This is a genomic window from Cytophagales bacterium (genome assembly GCA_033344775.1).
Lineage (GTDB): Bacteria > Bacteroidota > Bacteroidia > Cytophagales > Cyclobacteriaceae > JAWPMT01.
Map to the genome: position 1 here is coordinate 1,207,883 of JAWPMT010000004.1, position 23,890 is coordinate 1,231,772.

23 protein-coding genes are annotated in these 23,890 nt (G+C 43.3%); 2 read left to right on the forward strand and 21 right to left on the reverse strand.

Features of this window, described 5'->3' with window-relative positions; translation table 11 throughout:
* Window positions 1-6: 6 nt before the first annotated feature.
* The gene (locus R8G66_13850; protein MDW3193452.1) at window positions 7-687 is read right to left on the reverse strand and encodes a hypothetical protein; all 681 of its coding nucleotides are present in this window, start codon (window positions 685-687) and stop codon (window positions 7-9) included.
* Between the two features lie 265 nt (window positions 688-952).
* Here R8G66_13850 and R8G66_13855 point away from each other — a divergent pair, with 265 nt between their 5' ends.
* Window positions 953-1,564, forward strand: a complete 612-nt coding sequence (locus R8G66_13855) for a hypothetical protein (protein ID MDW3193453.1) — start codon at window positions 953-955, stop codon at window positions 1,562-1,564.
* 23 nt (window positions 1,565-1,587) lie between these two features.
* Here the strand turns inward: R8G66_13855 and R8G66_13860 are convergent, their stop codons facing one another.
* The gene (locus R8G66_13860; protein MDW3193454.1) at window positions 1,588-4,731 is read right to left on the reverse strand and encodes a UvrD-helicase domain-containing protein; all 3,144 of its coding nucleotides are present in this window, start codon (window positions 4,729-4,731) and stop codon (window positions 1,588-1,590) included.
* A gap of 356 nt (window positions 4,732-5,087) precedes the next feature.
* On the opposite strand from R8G66_13860, the gene R8G66_13865 reads away from it, so the two are divergent.
* Entirely contained in the window at window positions 5,088-5,462 is a 375-nt protein-coding gene (locus tag R8G66_13865) for an energy transducer TonB (protein MDW3193455.1), read from the forward strand.
* A 445-nt stretch (window positions 5,463-5,907) separates the two neighbouring features.
* On the opposite strand, the gene R8G66_13870 is transcribed toward R8G66_13865, so the two are convergent.
* The 19 genes from R8G66_13870 to R8G66_13960 form a co-directional block, all read right to left on the reverse strand.
* The gene (locus R8G66_13870) at window positions 5,908-6,198 is read right to left on the reverse strand and encodes a hypothetical protein (GenBank protein ID MDW3193456.1); all 291 of its coding nucleotides are present in this window, start codon (window positions 6,196-6,198) and stop codon (window positions 5,908-5,910) included.
* A gap of 64 nt (window positions 6,199-6,262) precedes the next feature.
* Window positions 6,263-6,547: a hypothetical protein gene (locus R8G66_13875; protein ID MDW3193457.1), complete on the reverse strand. Its 285-nt coding sequence runs from the start codon at window positions 6,545-6,547 to the stop codon at window positions 6,263-6,265.
* A gap of 19 nt (window positions 6,548-6,566) precedes the next feature.
* Entirely contained in the window at window positions 6,567-7,106 is a 540-nt protein-coding gene (locus R8G66_13880) for a hypothetical protein (GenBank protein MDW3193458.1), read from the reverse strand.
* A 240-nt stretch (window positions 7,107-7,346) separates the two neighbouring features.
* Complete coding sequence (locus R8G66_13885) at window positions 7,347-8,075, reverse strand: hypothetical protein (GenBank protein MDW3193459.1); 729 nt, start codon at window positions 8,073-8,075, stop codon at window positions 7,347-7,349.
* Window positions 8,076-8,141: 66 nt separating this feature from the next.
* Complete coding sequence (gene argH, locus R8G66_13890) at window positions 8,142-9,443, reverse strand: argininosuccinate lyase (GenBank protein MDW3193460.1); 1,302 nt, start codon at window positions 9,441-9,443, stop codon at window positions 8,142-8,144.
* A gap of 247 nt (window positions 9,444-9,690) precedes the next feature.
* Window positions 9,691-10,752 carry a M20 family metallo-hydrolase gene (locus tag R8G66_13895; protein ID MDW3193461.1) on the reverse strand — a complete coding sequence of 354 codons (1,062 nt, stop codon included), beginning with the start codon at window positions 10,750-10,752 and terminating at the stop codon, window positions 9,691-9,693.
* On the reverse strand, window positions 10,749-11,543 hold the full coding sequence (gene argB, locus R8G66_13900; GenBank protein ID MDW3193462.1) for an acetylglutamate kinase: 795 nt from the start codon (window positions 11,541-11,543) through the stop codon (window positions 10,749-10,751). The genes R8G66_13895 and argB overlap by 4 nt, the downstream gene beginning before the upstream one ends.
* On the reverse strand, window positions 11,540-12,484 hold the full coding sequence (locus R8G66_13905; protein ID MDW3193463.1) for an N-acetylornithine carbamoyltransferase: 945 nt from the start codon (window positions 12,482-12,484) through the stop codon (window positions 11,540-11,542). The genes argB and R8G66_13905 overlap by 4 nt, the downstream gene beginning before the upstream one ends.
* A gap of 12 nt (window positions 12,485-12,496) precedes the next feature.
* Window positions 12,497-13,627, reverse strand: a complete 1,131-nt coding sequence (locus R8G66_13910) for an aminotransferase class III-fold pyridoxal phosphate-dependent enzyme (protein ID MDW3193464.1) — start codon at window positions 13,625-13,627, stop codon at window positions 12,497-12,499.
* A 75-nt stretch (window positions 13,628-13,702) separates the two neighbouring features.
* Window positions 13,703-14,500 (reverse strand): pyrroline-5-carboxylate reductase, encoded by a 798-nt coding sequence (proC, locus tag R8G66_13915; GenBank protein MDW3193465.1) that lies wholly within the window; start codon window positions 14,498-14,500, stop codon window positions 13,703-13,705.
* Window positions 14,501-14,502: 2 nt separating this feature from the next.
* Complete coding sequence (gene argC, locus R8G66_13920; GenBank protein ID MDW3193466.1) at window positions 14,503-15,480, reverse strand: N-acetyl-gamma-glutamyl-phosphate reductase; 978 nt, start codon at window positions 15,478-15,480, stop codon at window positions 14,503-14,505.
* Window positions 15,473-16,660 carry an argininosuccinate synthase gene (argG, locus tag R8G66_13925; protein ID MDW3193467.1) on the reverse strand — a complete coding sequence of 396 codons (1,188 nt, stop codon included), beginning with the start codon at window positions 16,658-16,660 and terminating at the stop codon, window positions 15,473-15,475. Before argG ends, argC begins: the two co-directional genes overlap by 8 nt.
* Entirely contained in the window at window positions 16,657-17,280 is a 624-nt protein-coding gene (locus R8G66_13930; GenBank protein ID MDW3193468.1) for a GNAT family N-acetyltransferase, read from the reverse strand. Before R8G66_13930 ends, argG begins: the two co-directional genes overlap by 4 nt.
* A 341-nt stretch (window positions 17,281-17,621) precedes the next feature.
* Window positions 17,622-18,557, reverse strand: a complete 936-nt coding sequence (locus R8G66_13935; protein MDW3193469.1) for a DUF4249 domain-containing protein — start codon at window positions 18,555-18,557, stop codon at window positions 17,622-17,624.
* Complete coding sequence (locus R8G66_13940) at window positions 18,557-20,881, reverse strand: TonB-dependent receptor (protein MDW3193470.1); 2,325 nt, start codon at window positions 20,879-20,881, stop codon at window positions 18,557-18,559. Before R8G66_13940 ends, R8G66_13935 begins: the two co-directional genes overlap by 1 nt.
* Window positions 20,882-21,100: 219 nt before the next feature.
* The gene (locus R8G66_13945) at window positions 21,101-21,379 is read right to left on the reverse strand and encodes a hypothetical protein (protein ID MDW3193471.1); all 279 of its coding nucleotides are present in this window, start codon (window positions 21,377-21,379) and stop codon (window positions 21,101-21,103) included.
* Window positions 21,376-21,972 (reverse strand): DinB family protein, encoded by a 597-nt coding sequence (locus tag R8G66_13950; GenBank protein ID MDW3193472.1) that lies wholly within the window; start codon window positions 21,970-21,972, stop codon window positions 21,376-21,378. Before R8G66_13950 ends, R8G66_13945 begins: the two co-directional genes overlap by 4 nt.
* A 206-nt stretch (window positions 21,973-22,178) precedes the next feature.
* A complete protein-coding gene (locus R8G66_13955; GenBank protein ID MDW3193473.1) occupies window positions 22,179-22,799 on the reverse strand; it encodes a lysophospholipid acyltransferase family protein in 621 nt (206 codons plus the stop codon).
* A 156-nt stretch (window positions 22,800-22,955) separates the two neighbouring features.
* Window positions 22,956-23,756 (reverse strand): hypothetical protein, encoded by an 801-nt coding sequence (locus R8G66_13960; protein MDW3193474.1) that lies wholly within the window; start codon window positions 23,754-23,756, stop codon window positions 22,956-22,958.
* Between the last annotated feature and the right edge of the window lie 134 nt (window positions 23,757-23,890).

The window sequence follows — 23,890 nt, forward strand, 5'->3', positions numbered from 1 at the left end:
TTTGAGTCAGAGTAATGTCTCGTAATGTTTGATCAATGTCACCAGGTCATCATCTTGCTTGAAAGACAATTTGTTAGACTTGATAAAGTCAGCAAGTTCCTTTTTCTTGCCAAGAATTTCTGGCAGCTTTTTCTTAGAAACCTTAAGCTTGGTCACGTCTTGTTTACCGAGTCCTGTCAAAAGCATGTAGTCATTCACCTCCCCGAAAATCTTAACAGTCAGGGTTTCACCCACATTGTTGATCACCTTTTCATTGGGGATCACGTCGAATTCCTTGATCAGCAGCACGTCATCAGATTCATGTAAAACCTGAAAAAACTTGTCTTTGAAATTCGGATGCAGGTTACTCTTAAACAGGTATTCTGTTCCGTCTTTGTCTTTTGCGGTGAAGCTCTTGTAAAACGACTCTTGCAACGCCACATAATAACCAGCATCCTCCACTTCTAATTCATCAGTATACCCATTCAGATTGAGTCTAACATTCGGATATTCATTATCTGCATTGTCCACAATCGTACCCTCAACAAACTCTGAAAAAAAGTAAGGACTGCCGCGATAATCATCGTATCGCTTCTCATCAATTTCTTTTGCGTTTTTGGCGTAGAACTTTCTGTTGTTTTGCGCTTGCAAATCCAAGAACAGCGAAAAGGCAAATACGATCAGAAAAATTCGGTGAAGTCTTGGCATAGAACAAGCTAGGTTTTGTTGGCGAATGAATGAGGTCATAATATTAGATAAATACGGTGGGGAATAAAACTGGTTGGTTCTAATCTGTATCTGAATTTACCAAAAATCGGACCATATCGAATTAATCTCCTGCAACCGGAATCAAAATCCCATTTTGTTTTTATTATTGCCGTAAGAACAACAATTGAAAACAGACTGAAGGATTGGCAAGATAAAAGACGAACTTATCTTTCCTTCTAATTGCAAACACGATAACAACTTTGAAATGAAACACAACAAGTTCAAGCAAAGCATCGCTTTTCTGCTACTCTCAGGTTTACTCGCCTCATGTGCCAGTAGCTATCGAAACATCAACCCGAATGGATTAAATTATAACGGCAGCCATGAGCACAATGGTGTTACCTTTCAATACAAGTACGATGTACTACGAGAATCAGGAAATAAAAAGTACGCAAAGCGAGAAACCAAAAAAGAGGTCCAGTTAATCGGTCTAAGCATTACCAACAATAGTGATCAACCTTTAACACTTGCGAAAGACGTGAATATTATTGCCAATAATGAAGTCGTTTTGCCGTTAGACCCGAAATCAACACAAAGCTTTCTAAAACAGAATGTACCAATTTATCTTTTGTATTTTCTCTTATCGTTCAATACTCAATCCTGCGAAAATGGTGACTGTGAAACAACCATCTATCCTATTGGGATTCCGATTGCCGCAGGCAATATGATCATGGCAGGTTCTGCCAACAGTAAATTCCTCAATGAACTAGAAACCAAAGATATTTTGAACAAGACCGTTCAACGAGGTGAAACCGTATACGGCCTGGTTGGTCTTCGCTCAACACAATATGCTCCGCTAACTTTTGAAATCAGATAAGGAGAAGGAAAGGTCTGGAAGTTTCAGGCCACTTCTTTTACATCGATCGGATCAAGATAGATCAACACGCCTTTAAGGTCATTAAATCCCATGGATTGTAGAATTTCCATGTAGCGACGAACTTGGTGTTGATCGGCATTTTTGGGCTCACCCGTCTTGAAATCAATGACATACCAGGTATCCCCTTTTCGAATTAATCGATCAATCCGATAATATACACCTCCAGGTAAAAGAACCGGCACTTCCATTTTTACCTCGTCTACCTTTTCGAAGAATGGACGACATGCTGATGATTGGATCAAGGTCAAAACAGGTGCTGAAACATCGTATTGTTCCCCTTCAGCATAAGTCTCGATTCTGGCAAGTTCCGAATGCCAGTCTATCCCCGCTTTTTGGGCTTCAAAATCTCGATCACTTAACTCAGCTGCGCCTTTCATTTGTACTGCTACTTTTCCGCGCCAGGAATGAGAAGGATAGGCGATCAAACCATACTCAAGCGAAATGGAAGGTTCCACCTCTCTGGTGGGCAATGTTCCCCTGGTATAGGTCAGGGTGCCTTCATTCCAGGCTTCTGCCCCATCCAGAATTTGTTTCGTCAATTGCCCTATATGTGCAATTCGGGCGGTCTTGGGCATCTCCCCAAAGACATACAAGGCATCCACGGATCGAGTAAAAGCGACATAGAGCAGATTCACACTATCCAGAAAGGCATTAATCTTTTCTTCCCAATAAGCCTCATGCCAATACGTGGATTCCATTTTGCTAGAATATTTCAGTGGCACTACGGGAAGGCGTTCCAATATCTCATGTTCAGGAGGTTGAACCCATAAGATTTCATCTTTCGAGTAAGCATCATGATCCAATTTCCAATTAAGGAACGGAATGATGACAATCGGAAATTCCAGACCTTTGGATTTGTGCAGTGTTAAGATCTTGATCGCATCATTTTGATCGGCTACCTGAATGGCACGTTCTTTCCGCACATTGTCCCACCAGATCAGGAAGGACGGGATATCTCCACGCTCATTTTTGGAATAGTCGAGCACCGCATCCTGAAATCCCTGAATGTAAGTGTATTCTTCGTGCAGTTCATTTAACTCAAAAATCCGAACGAGGGACTCCACTAATTCATACAGTGGCAGCCTTTTGAGGTAATTCTTTTGTTCAACAAAAGCAGGAGGAACCACCTGTGCCCATTCGTTTACGTTTCCAAATATTTCATGTAATCCGGTTTCGGAATGTTTTACAAATCTGCGGTACTCATGTACCCATTCCGCCAGGGCAATTGTGTTTTTCTCCTGATTCAGCCAGGTGATCATGCTGATCAGGAACTTCACAGCATGGCTGGAGTAGAGATACAATGCTTCAGAACTTACTACATCGTACTTCAACTCATCATCAGCTTCGGACGAGGATTTATGTAGCATGAAGGCATCTGCTATTCGTTTTCCTTCACGCTGTGTTCGGGTCAGGATAGCCATGTCCCGAAGTTGATATCCCTGACGCTGTAGGTCTTCTACCAATGCGATGGTTTTGGCAATAGAAGTCTCTTGCCAGTTTTCTTCTTCCAGGTACTGGATCTGCACCAGGCCCGCTACTTCTTTTCGAGCGACCTCCTGCGATACCCCGTCATACACAGCAATCACCTGCTCCAACAAAGCCTGGCCTTCATCAGGCACTTCTCCAAAATAGGCTTCTGCAAAAGTTTTCAGATTCCCGAAAAACCAGTTGTTGAATTGTACAATCTCCGCCGCGCTGCGCCAATTGACTCCTAACCCTTCGAAGCGTACATGATGCTCGCCCACATCCTGAGCTACACTTCCATTGAGTAGCTTCCAATTGCCGCCACGCCAACGATAGATCGATTGCTTCGTATCCCCGACCACCAGGCTTTTATCCCCCGTATCGGCACTATTCTTGACCAGAGGTTTGAAATTGTTCCATTGAAATCCTGAGGTATCTTGAAACTCATCAATCAGATAGTTGCTATAATACCCCCCGATTTTCTCATAGATATAGGGCGTGTCACTTTCGTCAATGATCAGCCGTAGGAAGTCCGGCAAGTCTGCAATAAGCATCACATCCTTTTCATCCCGATAGTCCTGCAATTTTTTATCGAGTGCTGTCAAGATACCAAAAGCATAGAAATGCCGTAAAACCTCTCCGATGGATTGGTATTCTTCCATCTGCTCATCAATGTAATGGATCAGATCTTTATAAACCGGCAGGATCCTGGTCGTGAGTGTATCCTGCAATGCGGCATTTTTCATTCCGTCTTTGGTCAGCCACTTGGTGGGTTCACCCAATGCATTTCGACGACCATCAGAAATCGTGTAGTCCTTTTGACTGACTTTGAGGAATAATCCTGCTGGTCCGCTGGCTTTGCGACTGAACTGATCAATTCCCCCAGCCGACTGAATGGCCTCCAGACCAGTCTGACAATATTGATCGCATTTCCTCTCAAATGCACGTTGTTCCTGATGCAGGTCTTTGATCAGCTTGCCGAAAAAGCCTTTTTCCTCTCCCAGAGCCAGTACCTGACGTGCAAATGGCTTGAAATGATCTTTCATCAGCTCACGGGCCAATGCGGTGATGTCTCCTCTGAAGTCCCAGGCTTTGCCTTCTTCTACTTTTGACTCTGCAAATTGCGTCAGCCAGCCCCGTAGTTCTTTTTTATCTTCGTTACCTACCTCGGCCAGCATGAGGTCGATCACCTCCTGTATGACTTTATCAATGTCCAGATCGATCGCAAAAGTGCCTTGCAAACCCATTTCTCTGGCAAAAGATCGAATGACCTGATGGAAAAAACTATCTATGGTTACAATCGAAAACTGACCATAGTGATGCAAGATCTGGATCAGCGCCTCCTGCCCTCTTAATTTGAGTGCTTGCCGATCCGGAAGGTCCAATGCTTCTAAGAGCAAAGGCACCATTGGATGATCCTCGCCGGAGCTGATATCTTTCAATACCTGTAGGATACGGGTCTTCATTTCCTCCGTAGCCTTATTGGTGAAGGTCACCCCAAGTATTTTACGAAATGCCTGAGGCTGTTCCAGGGCCAACTTCAAATATTCCAACGTCAAGGTAAACGTCTTGCCCGAACCCGCAGAAGCGCGATACACCACAAAGGACTTGTCTTGACTGAAAAAGTTTTCTGTGTCGCTCACCTATGTTACGTAATTGTTAATCGAATGTCACAAGAAACCCAAATGCTCCGGGTATTAAAAACCCATTCGAAGGAATTAATTCAAAAATATATCCAAAAGCATTAAACAAACATTCTTCTTCAGAGTGATTAGTAGTGGAATTGAGGTTCAATCCCGTAGTGAAAGTTATGACAAGTGTTTATGCTAAATACAAACCTTTCATCAAACGTTATATTATCATTAAAAGAGCATTTCCTTGATGTAAAGGAACTTTTTAATTGGAAAGATTAATCTACATTGAATTTAATGTTACGCCAATGTTAACAAATTGGATTTGTTTGCTTAACTTAGCATTAACATTAACATAATTTTAGCATATGAAACTACTCAGCACAATCATTATCGTCTGTCTCGCTATCAGTGTTTCTTTCGCCAATGGGATTGAAAACAAGAAGAACGAAGGTGAAAAAGAAAGTGCGAAGGTTGTTAATGTAGAAGAGGTCCTGAAGGCAAATCCTTATCCTAAAGAATTAAGAGCGTTAGGTATTGAAGGGGAGGTAATGGTTTCTTTCTGGCTGGACACAAAAGGCGCTGTTAAAAAATACAGAGTCGAACAATCCTCGCACGTTAAACTGGAGGAGTACATCATTGAGAACGTCGATAAGTTCCGATTTACACCTGCCAAGAATGAGAATGGCAAAGCGATTTATTCAAGAATTAAGGTACCATTCATATTTGAATTAAGTATTTAAGATAATCAATTTTGATTGCGAAAAGAGGTCGGTATCCGTCAGGGTATCGGCCTTTTTCGTTTTGCAGAAGCCTGACTGCCTGCCAACTTGCAATAAAGAAATACTCGAGTTAGTTCACCACACCTCCAGCAGGAAATCCCGAACCAAGTAATCACTTTTTCGAAGTAGAAAAACCAATTAACTGAATAACTTTTTGATCAATGAAGAATGACATTCCTAAACAGGAATTCGGATGATTCTTATTACTCAAATCAATGCATTAAAAAAGCGGCCTAATTCCAAAAGCCGCTTTTCCAATCTAATATGAAGAACACTTTACTACTAAAGTTCAATTAATTAAAACTCCCAATAGAATCCCTACGGCTATCGTAGCACATTCTACCATTTCCTTGACCGTAAATTCAGACCATTGTGAATTCATATCTTTCATCTATACGGAGTGGTATCAAAGTTCAACGTGAAATATGGCTGCCATCGGGATGATCTTCCCACCTTTCAATTCCACGTTTTTATCCGTCACTGCCCATACAGTGGCTTCCGTCTCCCTAAGTGAACCATCAAAGGTCCTGAACTGTAAGGTGACTGCTTGTTTGAAATTGTTTCCCAGATTCATGGCCCGAAGCAAAGCTTCTTTTCTATTGGATTTCGCAGCCTCATTAGAAAGCACATCATCTTGTCTAAAGGACAATTCAATGATTCTGGATCGGTGTACTCTTGTTACTTCTTGTGTTAACATCTTTTGTTTCTTTGAAATTCTTAATGGTTTTGTCTGTCTATGCTAGCTTAGAAGTAGCTTTTGGCTACAGTCTAAGTACGCGTAAAACCAAAAATTTCTTAGAAACGACGTATGGCTTCTCCTCTTGAACGATGCAATCCCATTTCCAAACGGAGAAGGCTTTCGGAAATGAAATGAAGTTGTTCGGTGCTGATCGAGCAAGTAATCTTTCGTCTTTTGTTTCGACGATACGCTCCACCTCTTCCTGCGTTTCATCGGCAAATATCTCGTAGCTATATGCATGCCCAACTGCAGGGAATACCAGCAGGGACAAGGCTAATGCATAAACTAACAGACGATGAGAATTCATACTCAATTTAAATATTGGATTAGTCTTCAATGTGTAGTACATGAAGGTGATCACTGATGCGATCCACCAACTTATCAATATGATTTAAATACCGATGCTGGTCGGTTTCCAGTACAAGAATCTTGCCATCATAGGTCTCTGAACCTAATCCATTCCTGAGTTTTTCCCGATCTTTTTCAATTGCTGCACGATCCTTACACGCGGTACGCATGTGTTGGATAAAATCCTTCATCCCATATTCCGATTCGAGCTTATTGATATCTTTTAAAGTCTTCTTTTGCTCTTTCGAATCATGCGTTGCGACGAACAATGGATCATCAAGGCGATCCATCACAATAGAGTCGTAATGATGCAATGCCTCCAACATCAGGTTCACAGACTCTCGATAGCGCTTATTGACGCAGTAATTACCTACTCCTTCATAGGAACGTAAGGTTTCAGATCTCTCAAACCAGTCCTCGAGAATTAGATCAAATTCATCCTCAATCAAAAGGTTGCTTTGGGCTACTCCAATCGTAGCACTCCACATCAAAAACATCACTATAGCACCCCTACACATAAAAACAGTCTTTCAATTATTTTCGATAGTATTACTATCATTACGCAATGCAATGCAATTAGGTTGCGTTTTTTTTTGGTTTTCTTTCTAATTGGAATTGATCAATGCAATAGACACCTCATTCGGGCGAAGTAAGGTATCATCACGGTGATTGCTAATTGGATGGACTAATGATGAAACGTTAGTCTTAGGTAATTATTCTACCTGAAGTAAATAGTGGATCACTTTTAAGATGAATCCTTATTGATTTGTCTCGCGATAGATCTTTCGTATGTCCTCTTCAGGAATGTGAGGATAGAAAACCTTTGCCAATCCAACCGCTTCATCTTCACTTGATGCGACCTGATGAATCCGCTTTTGAATGATCTCATACTCCGATGCTAGCCTCTTTTGTTCCCCTAGTTGATCATTTAGCACGCTCAAAGCCGCATTGGCGGCTATTACCACCTGTTCCGAAGTTGAAGCACGATCGTTCATGTAAAAGATGTACCAGCTAAAGTGATCAATATTCTCAGACCATAACAATTGATATTCGTTTGACTTTTGATCTAAACCTGGAGGAATAGACCGGTACTTCTCCGAGGTAGCTGTAAGCAACTGTTCCACATGCTCAACACGTTTGATCTGAACCCAAAGAGTTTGCAGCGCTTCGGTCAGTTCAAAATCTACAATAGCAATGTCTTGCATATTCAGCGCATACTCAATGGCCTGATAATCGTATTGTGGCTCGATAAATCGGAATTTTGAATAGTTGCTGTAAGAGCCTCTCGCCTGAATTTTTTCCAGCCTTTCCGTTCTTGCGATCATGGACCGATTGACGCGGCTCATGGTGAATCGAAAGGTCTCCAATTCAAACTTTAGCGCCGTAAGCACCCGATCACGGCTTTCATTGTCTTTTCTCTGCTCCGCAGATTGTTGAATCAGAAAAGCACAATACACCCCAATGATTACGATCAGTAGGTCGATCATGACCCACATCAACTTATTTTTTGAGGAAAAGAGCTTTCTAAGGAACATCGTTCGAGGAGGACAATTTTAGCCTACTCTCTCAAAATACGCAAACTCATTCATGAAGCTCTGGCGGATGCGGTCGTTGCCCAGGTTCCCAATACTACCCAAATGGGTATGATTGAGTTTTTTCGGAGGATCATATTTTCCTTCAGCAATGAGTTTACCGACTTGTTGATAAGCATCTCTAAATGGAGTTCCATCCTGTACCAATTCATTTACCAGTTCGACACTGAAAATTAAGTCGTATTTAGGGTCATCTACAATACCATCGGCCACAGCGATATCCTTAAGCATCAAAGAGGCCATGTCCAAGCAATCTTTCACTTGATCAAATGCTGGAATGAAACGTTCTTTCAGCTGTTGCAGATCACGATGATAACCGGAAGGCAGGTTATTGGTAATCAAGGTCAATTCATAAGGCAATGCTTGCAATTGATTGGCTTTGCCACGCAGCAATTCGAAACCATCAGGATTGTGCTTGTGAGGCATGATGCTACTACCTGTTGTGAATTGTACCGGAACTTTGAAGAAGTCAAAATTCTGTCCACTGAACATGCAAATATCCATGGCCAGTTTTCCCAGGGTTCCGGCAATCGAACTTATGGCCATTGCTACGGACTTCTCCATTTTGCCGCGGGTCATTTGCGCATATACCACATTGTGATTGGGCTCCTGAAAAGACAAGTCCTCAGTAGTAAAATCCCGATCAACTGGAAATGAAGAACCATATCCTGCAGCAGAGCCGAGTGGGTTTTTATTGGTGATCTGGTGCGCACTTTTGAGCATGATCATGTCATCCACCAGGCTTTCAGCATAAGCACCAAACCATAAACCAAAAGAAGACGGCATAGCAATTTGCATGTGTGTGTAGCCTGGCATCAATACGTTTTTATACTGTTCACTTTTTGTCAACAGCGTATCGAATAGAAAAATCATTCGATCGGCTACTTGCCGAAGCTCCGCACGCGCAAATAGTTTCAAGGCGGTCAGTACCTGATCATTTCTAGAACGTCCAGTATGGATTTTTTTTCCCAGGTCTCCTAACTTTTGAGTTAGCATCAGCTCAATTTGAGAATGAACATCCTCAATTCCAGCTTCTATTTTGAAATCACCATGAGCAATGACCTCACCAATTACTTCCAGCTCATTTACCAGACCACTGACCTCCAGCTCTGTCAGAATGCCAATCTTTCCCAGCATCCGTGCATGTGCAATACATCCCTGGACATCATAGGCCGCCAGATAAAGGTCCAGTTCCTGGTCTTGTCCTATAGTGAACCGTTCAAACAGTTCGTTAATGTCTTCTCCTTTTTGCCAAAGTTTCATGGTCGATAATTTAAAAATCTAGATCTGCTTTCAAAAGTGAGGATTTACGATCCCATCATCTCATTGAACAACATTGTCTTCAACTTAACCAAAAAAATTATCCGTCATTCCTGCGCAGACAGGAATCTCAAAATTATTTATACTTCTATTGATTGAGATTCCGGGACTATCGCCCGGAATGACGTTAAGTTGATGGCGGCATTTACCCCAAAATAACATTCTGATTGATTTCGTTCTAGGCTGCACTTTACACATTACTCTTCAATTCTTCCAACAATCGAATATACCCAACGATTCCGTTCTCAATTTCCTGCAGGTAAATAAATTCGTCCGGAGTATGGGAACGCTCTGATCGTCCTGGTCCCATTTTGATGGTAGGAATAGGGATCACCGCCTGATCCGATGTGGTAGGTGAACCAAAAACCTTAATTCCCAACACCTCCCCAGCATTTCGAATTGGACTTCCTTCAGGCATCTGTGAAGGGCGTAATCGCGTAGACCTGGCCTTTACTTCGCAGGACACATGCTCCTGTACCGTGGATAAAACCTCCTCATTGGTATAAGCATCAGTAGTTCTCACATCCACCACAAATTCGCAACTATCAGGAATCACATTGTGTTGGTACCCGGATTGGATCTGTGTGACCGACATTTTGATGGGCCCCAAATATTCGGAAGTCACCGGATATTGATAGGTTCGGAACCATTCAATGTCTTTTAAAGCCTCATAAATGGCATTTTTCCCAATGTCTCGTGCTGCATGTCCGGCTACACCCTGGGCTTTACAATCCAGGACCATCAGGCCTTTTTCAGCAACGGCCATGTTCATTTCAGTAGGTTCCCCGATGATCCCGTAATCCAATTGCCCCAATTCCGACAAAATGGACTCAACTCCTCCCCGACCGGAATTCTCTTCTTCCGCTGTAGCGGCAAGCACCAGGTTAAAAGGAATCTCCTGCTCATAAAAATGAAGGAAAGTAGCGATCAAGCTGACTAGACATCCTCCGGCATCATTGCTTCCCAATCCATAAAGCTTACCTTCTTCTATGACAGGTGTAAATGGATTCTTGGTATAGCCTTTATTGGGTTTTACCGTATCGTGATGGGAATTGAGCAAAATGGTCAATTTTCCTTCCTGATATTCTTTATTTTGAGCCCAGATATTATTCCCAGAACGATGAAATTCCACTCCATGCCCTTTAAGAAATTCGGCCAGAATTTGAGCCGTTTCATCCTCTTCCTTACTCATGCTTGGCGTGGCTATCAGTTGCTTCAATAGGGCCAACGAATCGTCATACAATTGTTTCATGAGGAAATAAGGGTAAAGTTTTGTTGATTATTGATGATATCGCCCAGGCGATCATACTGTCCTATTCTGACGCTTTTCACTCCCTTGTCCAGCGCAGCAAATGCATTGTCTAATTTCGGGATCATTCCACTATGGATCTTTTTAGCTTCTTTCAACTTGCGATAAGATCGAGCATTGATACTTGTGATCAATGAATCAGGATTCTCCAGACTTTCCATTACACCCGGCTGCTCAAAAAGGAAAATGAGATGAACCTCATGAGATTTAGCCAGGGCTAAGCCCACCTGGGTGGCAATGGTATCCGCATTGGTATTCAATAATTGCCCCATCTTATCATGTGTAATAGCAGCTAGAACGGGTGCAAATCCACGCTCAAAAAGCAAACTCAGGAATTCGGTATTCACCTGATCCACATCACCTGCCCATCCATAATCAATACCCGCCTTGACCGCTCTTTTATGCGCCTTGATCAAGTTACCGTCTGCACCAGTAAGTCCGAGGGCATTTACACCTCTTGCCTGCAATTCAGCGACAAGTTGCTTATTCATGAGTCCTCCATAGACCATCACCGCCACCTCAAGCATGTCATCATCCGTGATTCTACGCCCTTCGATCAACGGTGCTTTTACACCCAGTTTTTCTGCCAAAGAGGAAGCTCTGCGACCTCCGCCGTGCACCAGGATCTTGGGTCCTTCCACCTCCGAAAAAGCATTTAGTAACTGTTGTGACTTGTAACTATCTTCAAGGATCGCTCCTCCGGTTTTTACGATGTATATTGGTTCGGTACTCATAGTTTTTCAAGTATGGAATGGAGAACGGCCTGCGCCGCCCAGGTACGATTTGAAGCTTGTTGAATATGGATGGCCTGATCACTGTCCATGACCTCATCACTCACGACCACATTTCGACGTACAGGCAAACAATGCATGAAAAATGCCTCCTGCGTCAGGTTCATTTTTGTTTGATCAATGATCCAATCCGGATGATCCGCTATTTGCCCATAATGCTGGTAGCTGCTCCAGTTCTTGGCATAGACAAAATGAGCACCATCCAATGCCACAGCCTGATCATTTAGCACTTCCGCTTTCCCAGCATATTCAGTTGACAACTCCATTCCTTCAGGTGCAGCAATGACCAACTCATGATTGGTGTGGTTTACCCATTGAGCAAACGAATTGGAAACCGCCTGTGGTAGCGGCTTCACATGAGGCGCCCAACTCAAGACTATTTTGGCTCTTTCCACTTTTTTGAATTCTTCGATGGTCAACAGATCCGTCAATGACTGGAGTGGGTGCAACGTAGCAGACTCCATGTTGATGACCGGCTTACCCGAATATTGCACAAATGCCTGCAGGATCTTTTCCTGATAGTCTTCCTCTCGATCTACTAACCCCGGAAAGGACCGTACCGCCAGAACATCACAATAACTTCCAATCACCGCGGCAGCTTCCTTGACGTGTTCCGCTTTTCCTCCATCCATCACCGCTCCGTCTTCCGTTTCCAGCTGCCAGGAATCCTGTGTAACATTCATCACGATGGTCTCCATACCCAGGTTCTGAGCTGCCTTAACTGTACTGATGCGAGTCCGCAAACTGGGATTGAAGAAAAGTAATCCCAATGTTTTCCGCCTTCCTAATGCTTCAAATCCAAAGGGGTTGGCTTTCATTTGAGCAGCTTTCGCTACTAATTCGGGCACATTCGGTGCATCGTTGACAGATAGAAAATTTCTCATTGAGTTAACAAATTATGAAGCCAGTACTTTTCGAAAAGCTTCTAAAAACTGATCACAATCGTGATCATCAATACTTAACGGGGGTAATAATCGCAATACATTAGGCTCGGAAGACGAACCTGTAAAGACCTGATGGTCAAAAACAAGGGACTTGCGGATGTCAGCAACCGGCTGATCCATGACCAGCCCCAGCATCAGCCCTGCTCCTCGAATTTCTTTCACCTGCTCAATCTTGGACAATTCCTGTTTCAGGTACGCTCCTTTTTCCTGTGCATTCGTCAGTAAATTTTCTTTTTCCATTACTTCCAACACAGCCAAACCAGCAGCGCAAGCCAGGTGATTTCCTCCGAACGTACTACCTAGCATCCCTTTCCAACGGGTCATTTCAGGACTGACCAACACACCGCCTATCGGGAAACCATTGCCCATTCCTTTAGCCATGGTGACGACATCCGCTTTCACATCCTGCAATTGATGTGCAAAAAATACCCCGCTACGACCGTATCCGGACTGGATCTCATCCAGGATCATGACAGCCCCGTGTTCATCACATAGGCTTCGGATGGCTGCTAAAAATTCCTTCGATGGCACATGAATTCCTCCAATCCCGAGCATACCTTCGACCATCACTGCGCAGATCTGATCATTGAAATTTGCCTTAAGAGATTCAAGGTCATTCAATGGTAGTCTAATAATGTCCTGATGATTATCGAACTGGGTCTGTACTTTCTTGTTGTCCGTGCAGCTCACGGCCATGGAGGTACGCCCATGAAATCCTTTCTCAAATACGATGATCTTCGACTTTTCAGGCTGACTAAATCCCGCAGCCTTGATCGCATTTTCTGTGGCCTCCGCTCCGGAATTACAGAAAAACACGTCATAATCAGCATATCCCGAAAGCTCACCAAGTTTTGTAGCAAGCTCTTGCTGAATAGGCATCCTGATGGAGTTCGAGTAAAAACCGAGTCTCCCCAACTGATCATTGATCCGCTGGACATAGTGGGGATGGGTGTGACCGATAGAAATTACAGCATGCCCTCCGTAGAAATCCAGGTATTTCGTGCCCTGATCATCCCAAACATAAGCTCCTTCTGCTTTATGAGGAGTGATATCGTAGACCGGATAAACGTCAATTGGATTCATGATTCAATTTCTGATTGATCAAATATTCTTCTAAAAAACTCGCCGATTTCGACAAGCTCAATCTGACACGTTTTTTCATGAACTAATGCTGTTGATCTTTTCAAAAGAGGTCAAGAGGCCTTTGATGAGGGCGGAACTGAAACCCTGATGTTCCATTTCATTGAGGCCAGCAATGGTACAACCCTGAGGGGTAGTCACCCGATCGATCTCTACTTCGGGATGATTGCCCTGAGAGATGATGAGGCTAGCAGCCCCTTTGGCAGTTTGTACTGCAATTTGCTGAGCTTCTTCGGGATGGAAGCCCATCTCTATTCCTCCTTGCGTGGCGGCTCGCAGGTATCTCATAAAAAAGGCTATCCCACTGGCCCCCAATACCGTAGCGGCTTTCATCAATCGCTCTTCAATGACGAGTACTTCGCCTAAAGATTCGAATATTTGTACCACTTGCTGTTCAACTGCTTTCGAAACTTCGTTGGAGCTACAAATACAAGTCATGGACTCGCCAATGGCTACCGCCGTATTGGGCATCGCCCGAACGATGGCTGTTCCGGAATCCACCTTCGCGGCGATAAGTTCCACTGAAACTCCCGTGATCACAGAAACCAATACTTGATCAACAAGCGCTGGATTGATCTCTTCCAGTACGCTTTCCAATTGTTTGGGTTGTACACATAGGACCACAAAGGTTGCCCTTTCTATGGCTGTTAGATTATTGTCTGACACCTGAAACCCCTCTTGTTTCAACGCATCCAGATGCTGTAGATTTCTACGGGTTAGCACAACATTACTTGCTTCAAGTAGGCCTGCATTCACAACGCCTTTAGCGATCGCGATACCGAGATTCCCTGCCCCGATGATGGTTAGTTTTTCCATGATTAAAAAGCAATGGATTTTAGGTTCAGTCCTGTCTTTTCTTCCAGACCAAACATGAGATTCATATTTTGTAGAGCTTGCCCCGAGGCACCTTTCAACAAGTTATCAAGGACAGAAATAACCATTAATTGATCATCATGCTTCTCCAGATAGATCAGGGCCTTATTCGTATTGACCACCTGCTTGACATCAGGATTGGTTTCCACCACATGCACGAATGGATGATCCGCATAGAATTCCTTGTAATAGGCTTTGATCACCTGCTCATCCGCATCACATGAAAAGTATGAAGTAATGATGATGCCTCGGGTGAAATTCCCCCGATAGGGGATGAAATGGATCGCTTCATCAAAACCACCATCCATTTGCACCAAGCTTTCTCCGATCTCGGCAAGGTGTTGGTGTTTGAAAGCTTTATAGACGCTCATGTTACCATTTCGCCATGAAAAGTGGGACGTTTCTGTCAATTTTTGGCCCGCTCCGGTACTTCCCGTAATTCCGGATACATTGATCGTAGAGTCGATGAGTTGGTGATGGGCCGCAGGAATGAGTCCCAATTGAATGGCCGTGGCAAAACATCCTGGATTGGCCACTCGACTGGCTTTTTCAATACCTGCCTTGTTGATTTCCGGCAAGCCGTAAATGAAATTTTCATCGTTGCCACGTGCTCGAAAATCATGGCTCAGGTCTACCAGCTTGACACCCGTCAGAGCATCCGTATTTTCCTTCACAAAATCGGTAGACTCCCCGTGACCTTTGCATAAAAACAGTACATCAATACGATCTAGTCGCAACTCTTTAGAAAAGGTCAAATCGATATCACCGATCAGGTCCTTGTGTAGCGCTACAATTTGTTTCCCAGCCTGGCTTTCACTTTGCGCAAAAACCAACTCCACTTCCGGATGATGCACCAGCAATCGGATCAACTCTCCAGCCGTGTACCCGGCTGCACCATAAATTCCTACTTTGATCTTACTCATGGCTTCCGTGCAGTTTGTGGTAGATCATCGCCTGATTACCGAATATCTTTGAAAACCCCCGGACGTCCTGACCGGACCAGCCATTGTTCATTTCTCCGTATTTCCCGTGTTCGGATTGCATCAGGTCGTTGGGAGAGTTTATTCCTTTCAGTATGAAGTGATAAGGTAGCAATTCAAGAGTCACTTCTCCACTCACTTTCTGTTGCGAACTATCCAGATACGCTTCAATGTCGCGCAATACAGGTTCCAAAAACAAACCTTCGTGCAAGAAATTCCCGTAGGAAATGGACCATTGATCTTTCATCAAAAGCTGATGCTTGGTCAGCGTATGCTTCTCCAGCAAGTGGTGGGCTTTGACTAAAATCACCGGAGCCGCTGCCTCAAAACCGACTCGCCCTTTAATGCCTATGATCGTATCCCCTACATGGATGTCCCGACCTATCGCATAAGGGGCTGCCATTTCATTCAGCGCTTTGATGCAATCTACTGGAGCGTATTTTTTTCCGTTCAAAGCAACTGGCTGGCCCTTTTCGAAGCTAATGGTAACTTCTATTGGATCCTGATCTTTCAATTGGGTTGGGAAAGCATCTTCAGGCAAATACTGATCAGAAGTCAGGGTTTCTTTCCCTCCTACGGATGTCCCCCACAAGCCTTCATTAATGGAGTAAAGGGCTTTCTCCCAATTTCCAGATACTCCTTCGGTTTTTAGGAACTCAATCTCTTCTTCTCGTGACAACTTGTGGTCTCGGATTGGAGTAATGATCTCCGCTTCAGGATAAATGGTGTTGAAGACCATATCGAAACGTACCTGATCATTCCCAGCACCCGTACTTCCATGTGCAATCGCATCGGCATTGGTTTCCTTGGCGTACTTCGCAATGGCCGTAGCCTGGAAGACGCGCTCCGCAGAGACTGATAATGGATAAGTATTGTTCTTCAACACATTCCCGGCGATGAGGTAGCGGATACAGTCCTGATAATACTCCTCCTGCACATCCAACATCACATGGTTTTCAATGCCTAACTCCTTGGCTCGTTCAGCGAGTCGGCTCACTTCTTGTTCATCGAATCCTCCGGTGTTGACGGAAGCAGTCCAGACTTCATATCCCTGCTGACGGAGCCAGATTGCACAATATGTGGTATCCAGGCCACCACTGAACGCTAAAATGACTTTCTTCATTTGGTTTGTTTCTTTAGGTTGGGTTTTACCCATTGGGTTAATTTCTCTTTAATTTGCTGACGCTTTTTGTCCCGCTTTTTCTTTTTCTCCTCAGGATCAAACAGCATGCCTGTACACAGGCAATTCTTATACTCTTTGCTCTGAAGAATTTCGAAATTCACACAGCTTTGGCAGCCTTTCCAGAATTTCTCATCATCCGTCAATTCGGAAAAAGTGACCGGACGATAGCCCAGATCAGAATTGATCTTCATGACCGCCAGACTAGTCGTTAATCCAAATAGCTTGGCATCCGGAAATTTGGTCCGTGATAGTTTGAATGCTCGTTCTTTGATGCGGTGGGCCAGTCCTGCATTGCGAAATTGTTCTGCAACCACCAGCCCCGAGTTGGCGACATAGCGATTATGACCCCATGACTCGATGTAACAAAAGCCTGCCAATACGCCACTTTTAGACAAAGCAATGACTGCCTTTCCTTCAGTGATCTTTTGGGTAATGTACTCGGGCGTACGCTTCGCAATACCCGTACCTCGTTTTTTGGCACTGTCAGCGATTACCTGGACGATCTCGTCACTGTATTTGATATGGTCCTCCGTAGCGGGTGAAACCACAAATTGATCCATGATCCTGGATGATAAAATGTTGAAAAAAGAATATAAGGGTGTGGAGAGGCGACTTGTCACGTAGACAGTCTTAGGCAATATACAAGGCTACCGCCTCGGGAAGAATGGTCTCCTGAGAGAAGAAAAAGATGCGGGTGATATCGTGAAGATTGTTTCCACTTAGTGTTTCACTAACGGCGCAAATGTGAATCAGGTTTTCATAACGTGCAAGAGAATTAACATCGCACAATCCGAAAACGATGATTTTTTAAGAAATCTCATAAAATCAGGCTCTTTTTTGCAATTATTTGAATACTACTGCCTGAATAAGGCCTGTAAAACATGGAGCACACTCATGATTCCTAATCCACATCCAGTGGAAAATCCTGCCTGGTGGAAACATATGAACCGAAAATTCCTCTTCCATTCTCCACATTTGAGAATGCCTGAACCGGCTCTGAGAAAGGGTCTCCATCCACCCACCATTGCAATGCAGCTGAATTGACATAATTGTAATACGCTTCCGAAACTCTTCTCACTTCAACAGTCAAGACAGGATTGCGATCGATTTTGGGCTCATCTTGTTCATGAATATAGATATACGTTTCTAAGCTCAGTTCGTAAGAACGACCATCAAATAATCGATCACTGAATATAGAAACATTGTGCTCCTCTACCGCAATATTTTCAGTATAGATATCAATCGGACGGGTGTACCTGGCGATACGATTAATAGTCCATTCTTCAGTATTTCCGTCGAAAGTAGCCGAAGCCACTTGAGAAATTGATAGATATACCCGCACCTCATAATAATCTCTTCCAGGTTGATCCAATATTCTAAGATCAATTTCAGAATCATAAAGATCATCCAGCTCCATATCCACCACCTCAAATTCAGGCGCAATAGCCGGTAATCGATCCGTAGCATGCACGGAGGCAAATCCTTCTTTTTCTACTTCGAGTCTATATTCTACGCCAGCTGTCGGACGAAAATCCAGGCCATAACGCCCTCTTAATTCATTTGAATTAACATCCATTGGTTCCGGAATTTCAACTTCCTCAAGCATGCCCAATAACTGGTTTCCTTGAAATAATCGTACCGTAGCTCCTGTAATGGGGTTAAACTCATTGGGCCTTTCAAGCACATCTCGATCTTCGCTCAAATTGACCGTGATGGTGGTGTCCGTACCAATGAAACTGCCAACTACAATTGAAGGCTGAAAAGGAGGCTGATCAACGTCTATCACCAATTCACAGGCGCTAGTGATCAATATTAAGATGTAGATTAATTTTTTCATCAGAATTCGAAGCTATAAGTCAAGTAAGGGATAATTGGAAACAGGCTGGTCTGTACGAATTGCTGTCCGTCCCCTGTCGATCGTGTGTCGATATAAAATGGATTTCTTCGGCTGTAAAGGTTGTAAGCACCAAAAGACCAGGTACGAACCCCTCTTCTTTTCTGCTTGGACATGGAAATTCCAACATCCAACCGGTGGTAATCCCGCATCCGGTAGTTGTTTCTTGATCCATAATAATCAAGTCCCTGAGAAAAAAAGCTATTAAAGGTCGGATCGAAATTTTGAAATGTAGATTCTGGTAAAGAAATGGCATTGCCTGTTCCGTAAACCCAGGTACCTGATATGGAGATTCGGTCATTGAGTTGATAAACAGAAACGACACTCAGGTCATGGCGTCGGTCATATTTATAAGGATACTCTTTCCCAAAGTTGAGGTCATCAAATTGTCGAGTGGTCTTGGACCAGGTATACCCTATCCAACCGGTGAGTCTGCCTGTTTTCTTCTGTATCAAAAACTCCGTACCGTAACTGGTTCCCGAGCCGGCGGCTACTTTATCTTCCCAATCATCATCCGTATTGAAGAAGGAGGCGCCATCAAGGTATTCAATCAGATTGTCCATTTCCTTGTAATAGGACTCCAGACTTATCTCAAACCCCTGAATAGATTTGGCTACTCCCACGGCAACCTGCCTGGATTCCTGTGGCTTTACCAGATCTGTGGCCGGCACCCAAAGATCCGTAGGTAATCCCACACCACTATTGCTTAGCAAATGAATGAATTGTCTCATTTCAGCATATGAAGCCTTCAACGAGATGTCCTGCCCCAGCAGGTATCGGGCTGATATTCTGGGTTGCAGAGAAAGAAAAGATTCTCCGCGAACAAAAAACATTGACCCATGCAGTCCGGCATTGAAGCGTAGTTTATCCCCTATCTGAAAATCATCCTCGATGTAGGCAGATAATTCATTGGCTTTGATGGTCCGTGCTCCAAAAGTGGTATCTGCTTCTACTTCAGACTTGTAAGAAAATACACCTGGTCGAAAGGCATGATTGATTACGGATGCGCCAAATTTGATATTGTGATTAGTTGTCGGCAAGTAATCAAAATCTACCTTTATCGCCATGTCCTCAATGCCAGATAAATAGCGAATGCGCTCTTCCTCTGTAGGTTCTCCTACCGCAGTTTGTTTGAAATTGGAAAAAACATCGAAACGATATCGGCTGAATGTTGCGGTAACGTTGCTGAATAGCTTGGGCGAATAAAGATGATTCCACCTTATGGCACTGATCAGGTTCCCCCATTTCAATCCACCCTCGTCCTCTGATTCTTCCAGCACCTCATCGTTACTGGTGATACTGGCGTACCGATCTCTAAAGTAAAACTTGTCCTTTCCTCCATAGAAACTCAAATACAAGCGGTCCTTTCTCGAAAACCGGTGGTTGATCTTGGCGTTGAAATCCTCGAAAAAATAACCAGCGATCACATCACCATCGGAGGAAGCTTTTATGATAGGTCGGGTCAATATATCAATGTAGGTTCTTCTTGCGGACAGAATGAAAGAAGTATTCTCATTCTTAATCGGACCTTCTAAAGTGAACTTGGAGGAAATCAACCCAACAGATCCTTTGCCTGAAATTTTTTGGTTGTTCCCTTCTTTCATCGAAATATCAATCACCGAAGATAATCGCCCACCATATCGAGCAGGAAATCCTCCCTTCACGACTGAAACATTGTTAATGGCATCTGCATTAAAAACCGAGAAAAAGCCAAACAAATGATTGGCATTATAAACCGGCACACCATCAATAAGAATCAGGTTTTGGTCCGGCCCGCCGCCACGTACATAGACACCACTAGCACCTTCATTCCCCCCTTGAATTCCGGGCAGTAATTGAATGGTTTTCAAAATGTCGGTTTCTCCCAGTAATACCGGCACCTGTTTCAATTGCTCCATCGGAACGGTTACCGTGCTCATTTGTGGAAGTAATTCAATGGCTTCTTCAGCTGTGACTACAACTTCATCCAGTAATTCGCCAGATTCAAGGGAAAAATCCATTACTTGATCTTTACTCAAGTAAAAGGCACTTTCCTGGACTTGATAGCCTACAAAAGAAGTTCGTAAGGCCACACTGTCTGAAGGTAAAGTCAGGCTAAAAAATCCATAGATATTGGTCACGGTGCCACTCTTGGATTTTAAATCATAAACAGTCGCACCGATAAGGTTTTCACCGGTTTCTGCATCCCGGACATATCCGCTGATGGTGAATTTCTGCGCAAAGCAAAAAGTGGGTAATAAAAACAGAACAATAAGTAGCGTTCTCAAGGTAGAGGTAGGTTTTGTGGTAATCAGAAATCTTGAATAGCATCCTTCCTTTTGACTTACAGTTGTTCCAGTAAAAAGCCCTACCTCAAACGCAAAAAAAGTAGGAATTAGGGTTCTGAAGGACCTAAAGGCGAATACAGGCAGAATAACGTCAGAAAGTTCATGACATTATACAAAGTGGTAAAAAAGCCCGGAATTTTAATAATTCAGATGCGGTACTTAATCTTCTGGAATTACTCGAGTTTCCTTATTACCTGGTGGTTTCAAATATGTTTTGATCAACTTCATACCAAAACCAAAAATCAATCCACATACGAGGCATATTAGCAGGTTGATCAAGACGAAGTGTACCGAAAAGTTGATGCTTGTCCGCATCGGCAAAAGAATAGACATGGCAACCCACATCAATACCCCCCAGGTCATCCCGGTTTTTAGCCACCATTTGTGACCTGATCTATCGATCACTTCGTCTGCTTCAGCTGTCTTTTGTTCCTTCATGAAATCCGTTTTTTCAAATAGGCAATTAATCCGCGATGATTCGCTTCATGTTCACATACGTGAAACCAGGCAAAATAGGTATTGACCTGATTTTCTTCATCGATTATTTCCATGAGCCATTCATCATCCTTCTCCTTCAAACCCACTAATGAAGTTTCCCTTACCTCAGCCAAAGCATCCAAATAAAAGTTCAGTGGATTTCCTTTGATCATAGATCTTCCTCTGTCACCCAAATCACTAGCCGCTTCCCCAAGGTCATCCTTAAAACCTGAAAATTTACCAGAAAGGCTTTCTTCCTGATAATATTTTTCCGTTACAGCAAGGTGCAACAACATCGCGCCGATGGTATTGGAATTTTCGTCATGCAAATAATCCAGATCCCTGGTAGACATTCCCTCCACCAAATACAATACCGTATTGCGGATGTAATTCATTTTGCCCACTAGCACACCAATGTGTGGCGTGTACCCAGGCTTTGGACCGATAAAATAGGGCGAATCTGACTGGATTGGCTCAAGAGGCTGACCTGCAGCCTCCAGCAACATCGGCGAGGAGATCAACGGCAGGGCGGTAAGGAATGATCGTCTTTGCATGAGTTTTGGATTTGTTTAACTACAAGTTAGGGAATGTCATTGAAGTCTTTGTGAAAGATATTAGGAGTACAGAAGCTTAGTTCTCGTCAAAGATTGCCGCATAAGACTTGTCTTACTTGCAAAGACGAGAAATTATGTTGCCGTCATTGTAATTCAATTATGATCACGTTTGATGCAGCAATCCGGCAACATAAGTAAAATGCAAATTACTTTCTCACCTGTTTCTGTAATGCCTCTCGATGAAAAGCAGACACTTGTTCGGGAAGCTTCTCCATATCTAATTCACTGGCCACACCACAATCCATGAGATGCAAATGAATTGAAGGTTTAAAACTCTCCAAATACTCAATGACTGACGAACAATAAATAACCTGACAGGGACCTTGAATTTGCTGGAGTAACCTGAACACACCTTGTTCAAAAGCTATGTCCGGCACGTGCATACTCTGCAACCTCCCTTGTGGAAAGATCAACACCAGGTTTCTTGATTCATTCAGCAATTCAGCGGCATAGGCCAGTGAGTCAAATGCTTCTCTTGAGTTTTTCTTCACCGAAAAAGCGCCTTTGTACCGAAAAAAGGGAAATTTCCTGAGCTGTTCCTCCTGAACCATGACATGAAAGCTTTTATGAAAATGTTCATAGCACAGGTGACTCCCCAAAAAACCATCCCACCATGACATGTGGTTTTGCAATAAAAGAACAGAATGATCAGGCTTCAACTCTACTCCATGAACATGGACTTTCCGGAACTTACGCGGCAATACCCATCGGGACTCTATGAAATGATAGAGGCGTTTGGTCCATTCTGTGGAGGTAGGTATGATCATCGGTTATGTACGTCCAAGCCTATTTAGCAAAGCACTAGTACTTGCAATGAAGAATCTCGGATTTTCTAATTCTATTACTAAAAAAAGATTTTGAAGTCCCTTCAAATATACCCCTTAACCCTAAAGAGGAGAGTAGCAAAGTCTCATTTAGGGGACTTAGGGTTTGATTGAAGAATAATACTCATTCATCAAAATCTTTTCTCTAAAAGCTACTAATCTAGCATCCAACTTCTCCGTCATCAACCAGTGCCCCTCGTCCACTTCCAAAATATCCAGGTTATCCAATTCATTGGTTCCTTTCAATCCTGATAAAGGAAAAATGTTATCCTGTTTCCCGAAGACCAACTGGACCCTTCCTCTTATGCTACTTAAAGATTTGAGGACCCTATGTTGGTCCAAATTCAGTTCACTCATTAATAGAAAAGTCTTGCGCAGGTTTTGACGTTTCTCCATTGTGGCTAGTTCTCTTATGAGAATATCATGATCTGCATAACTAATGATTCCTAAACCACGAACCCCATTGATGATCCTGATTGGCAACATCGACCCAGCAATCAAACGAAACAACCCTCTTCCAAAGCCACTTTCCAGAAAGGCTATTCCCCAATGCCGAACCAATCCATATGGTGCAAACAGAAATACATCCTTAACCTGTCTATCAAAATAAGGAAGTAAAGCCAATACAACTTTAACTCCAATGGAATAACCGGCAATCGAGAAATGATCTGCACCCTGTTCTGCTACAACCTGTTTGACGGTCTCAATCACTGATTTCAACCAGCCTTCATGATCGTCAGCCCCCTTTTGATGATAAGGCAGATGGAATCCAACAATCTGATAGTCCACACAAAGCGATTCTCTCAGCACCTGAAACTGTCGACCATCCATCCCATAGCCATGGAAAGTGAACAGTACGGAGTTACCGGTACCGTAGGTGGTGTAGGGGGCGATGCGCATAAGGTAAAGTTAGGAATACAGACTAAAGTTGTTTTTACAGATCATGGTCGAGTTCGCTGTTATTAATATTACTTTCAATAATAAAGGAATCTCCATAGCGAAGTGTTTTGTTACATCAGACTATAACCAACAAA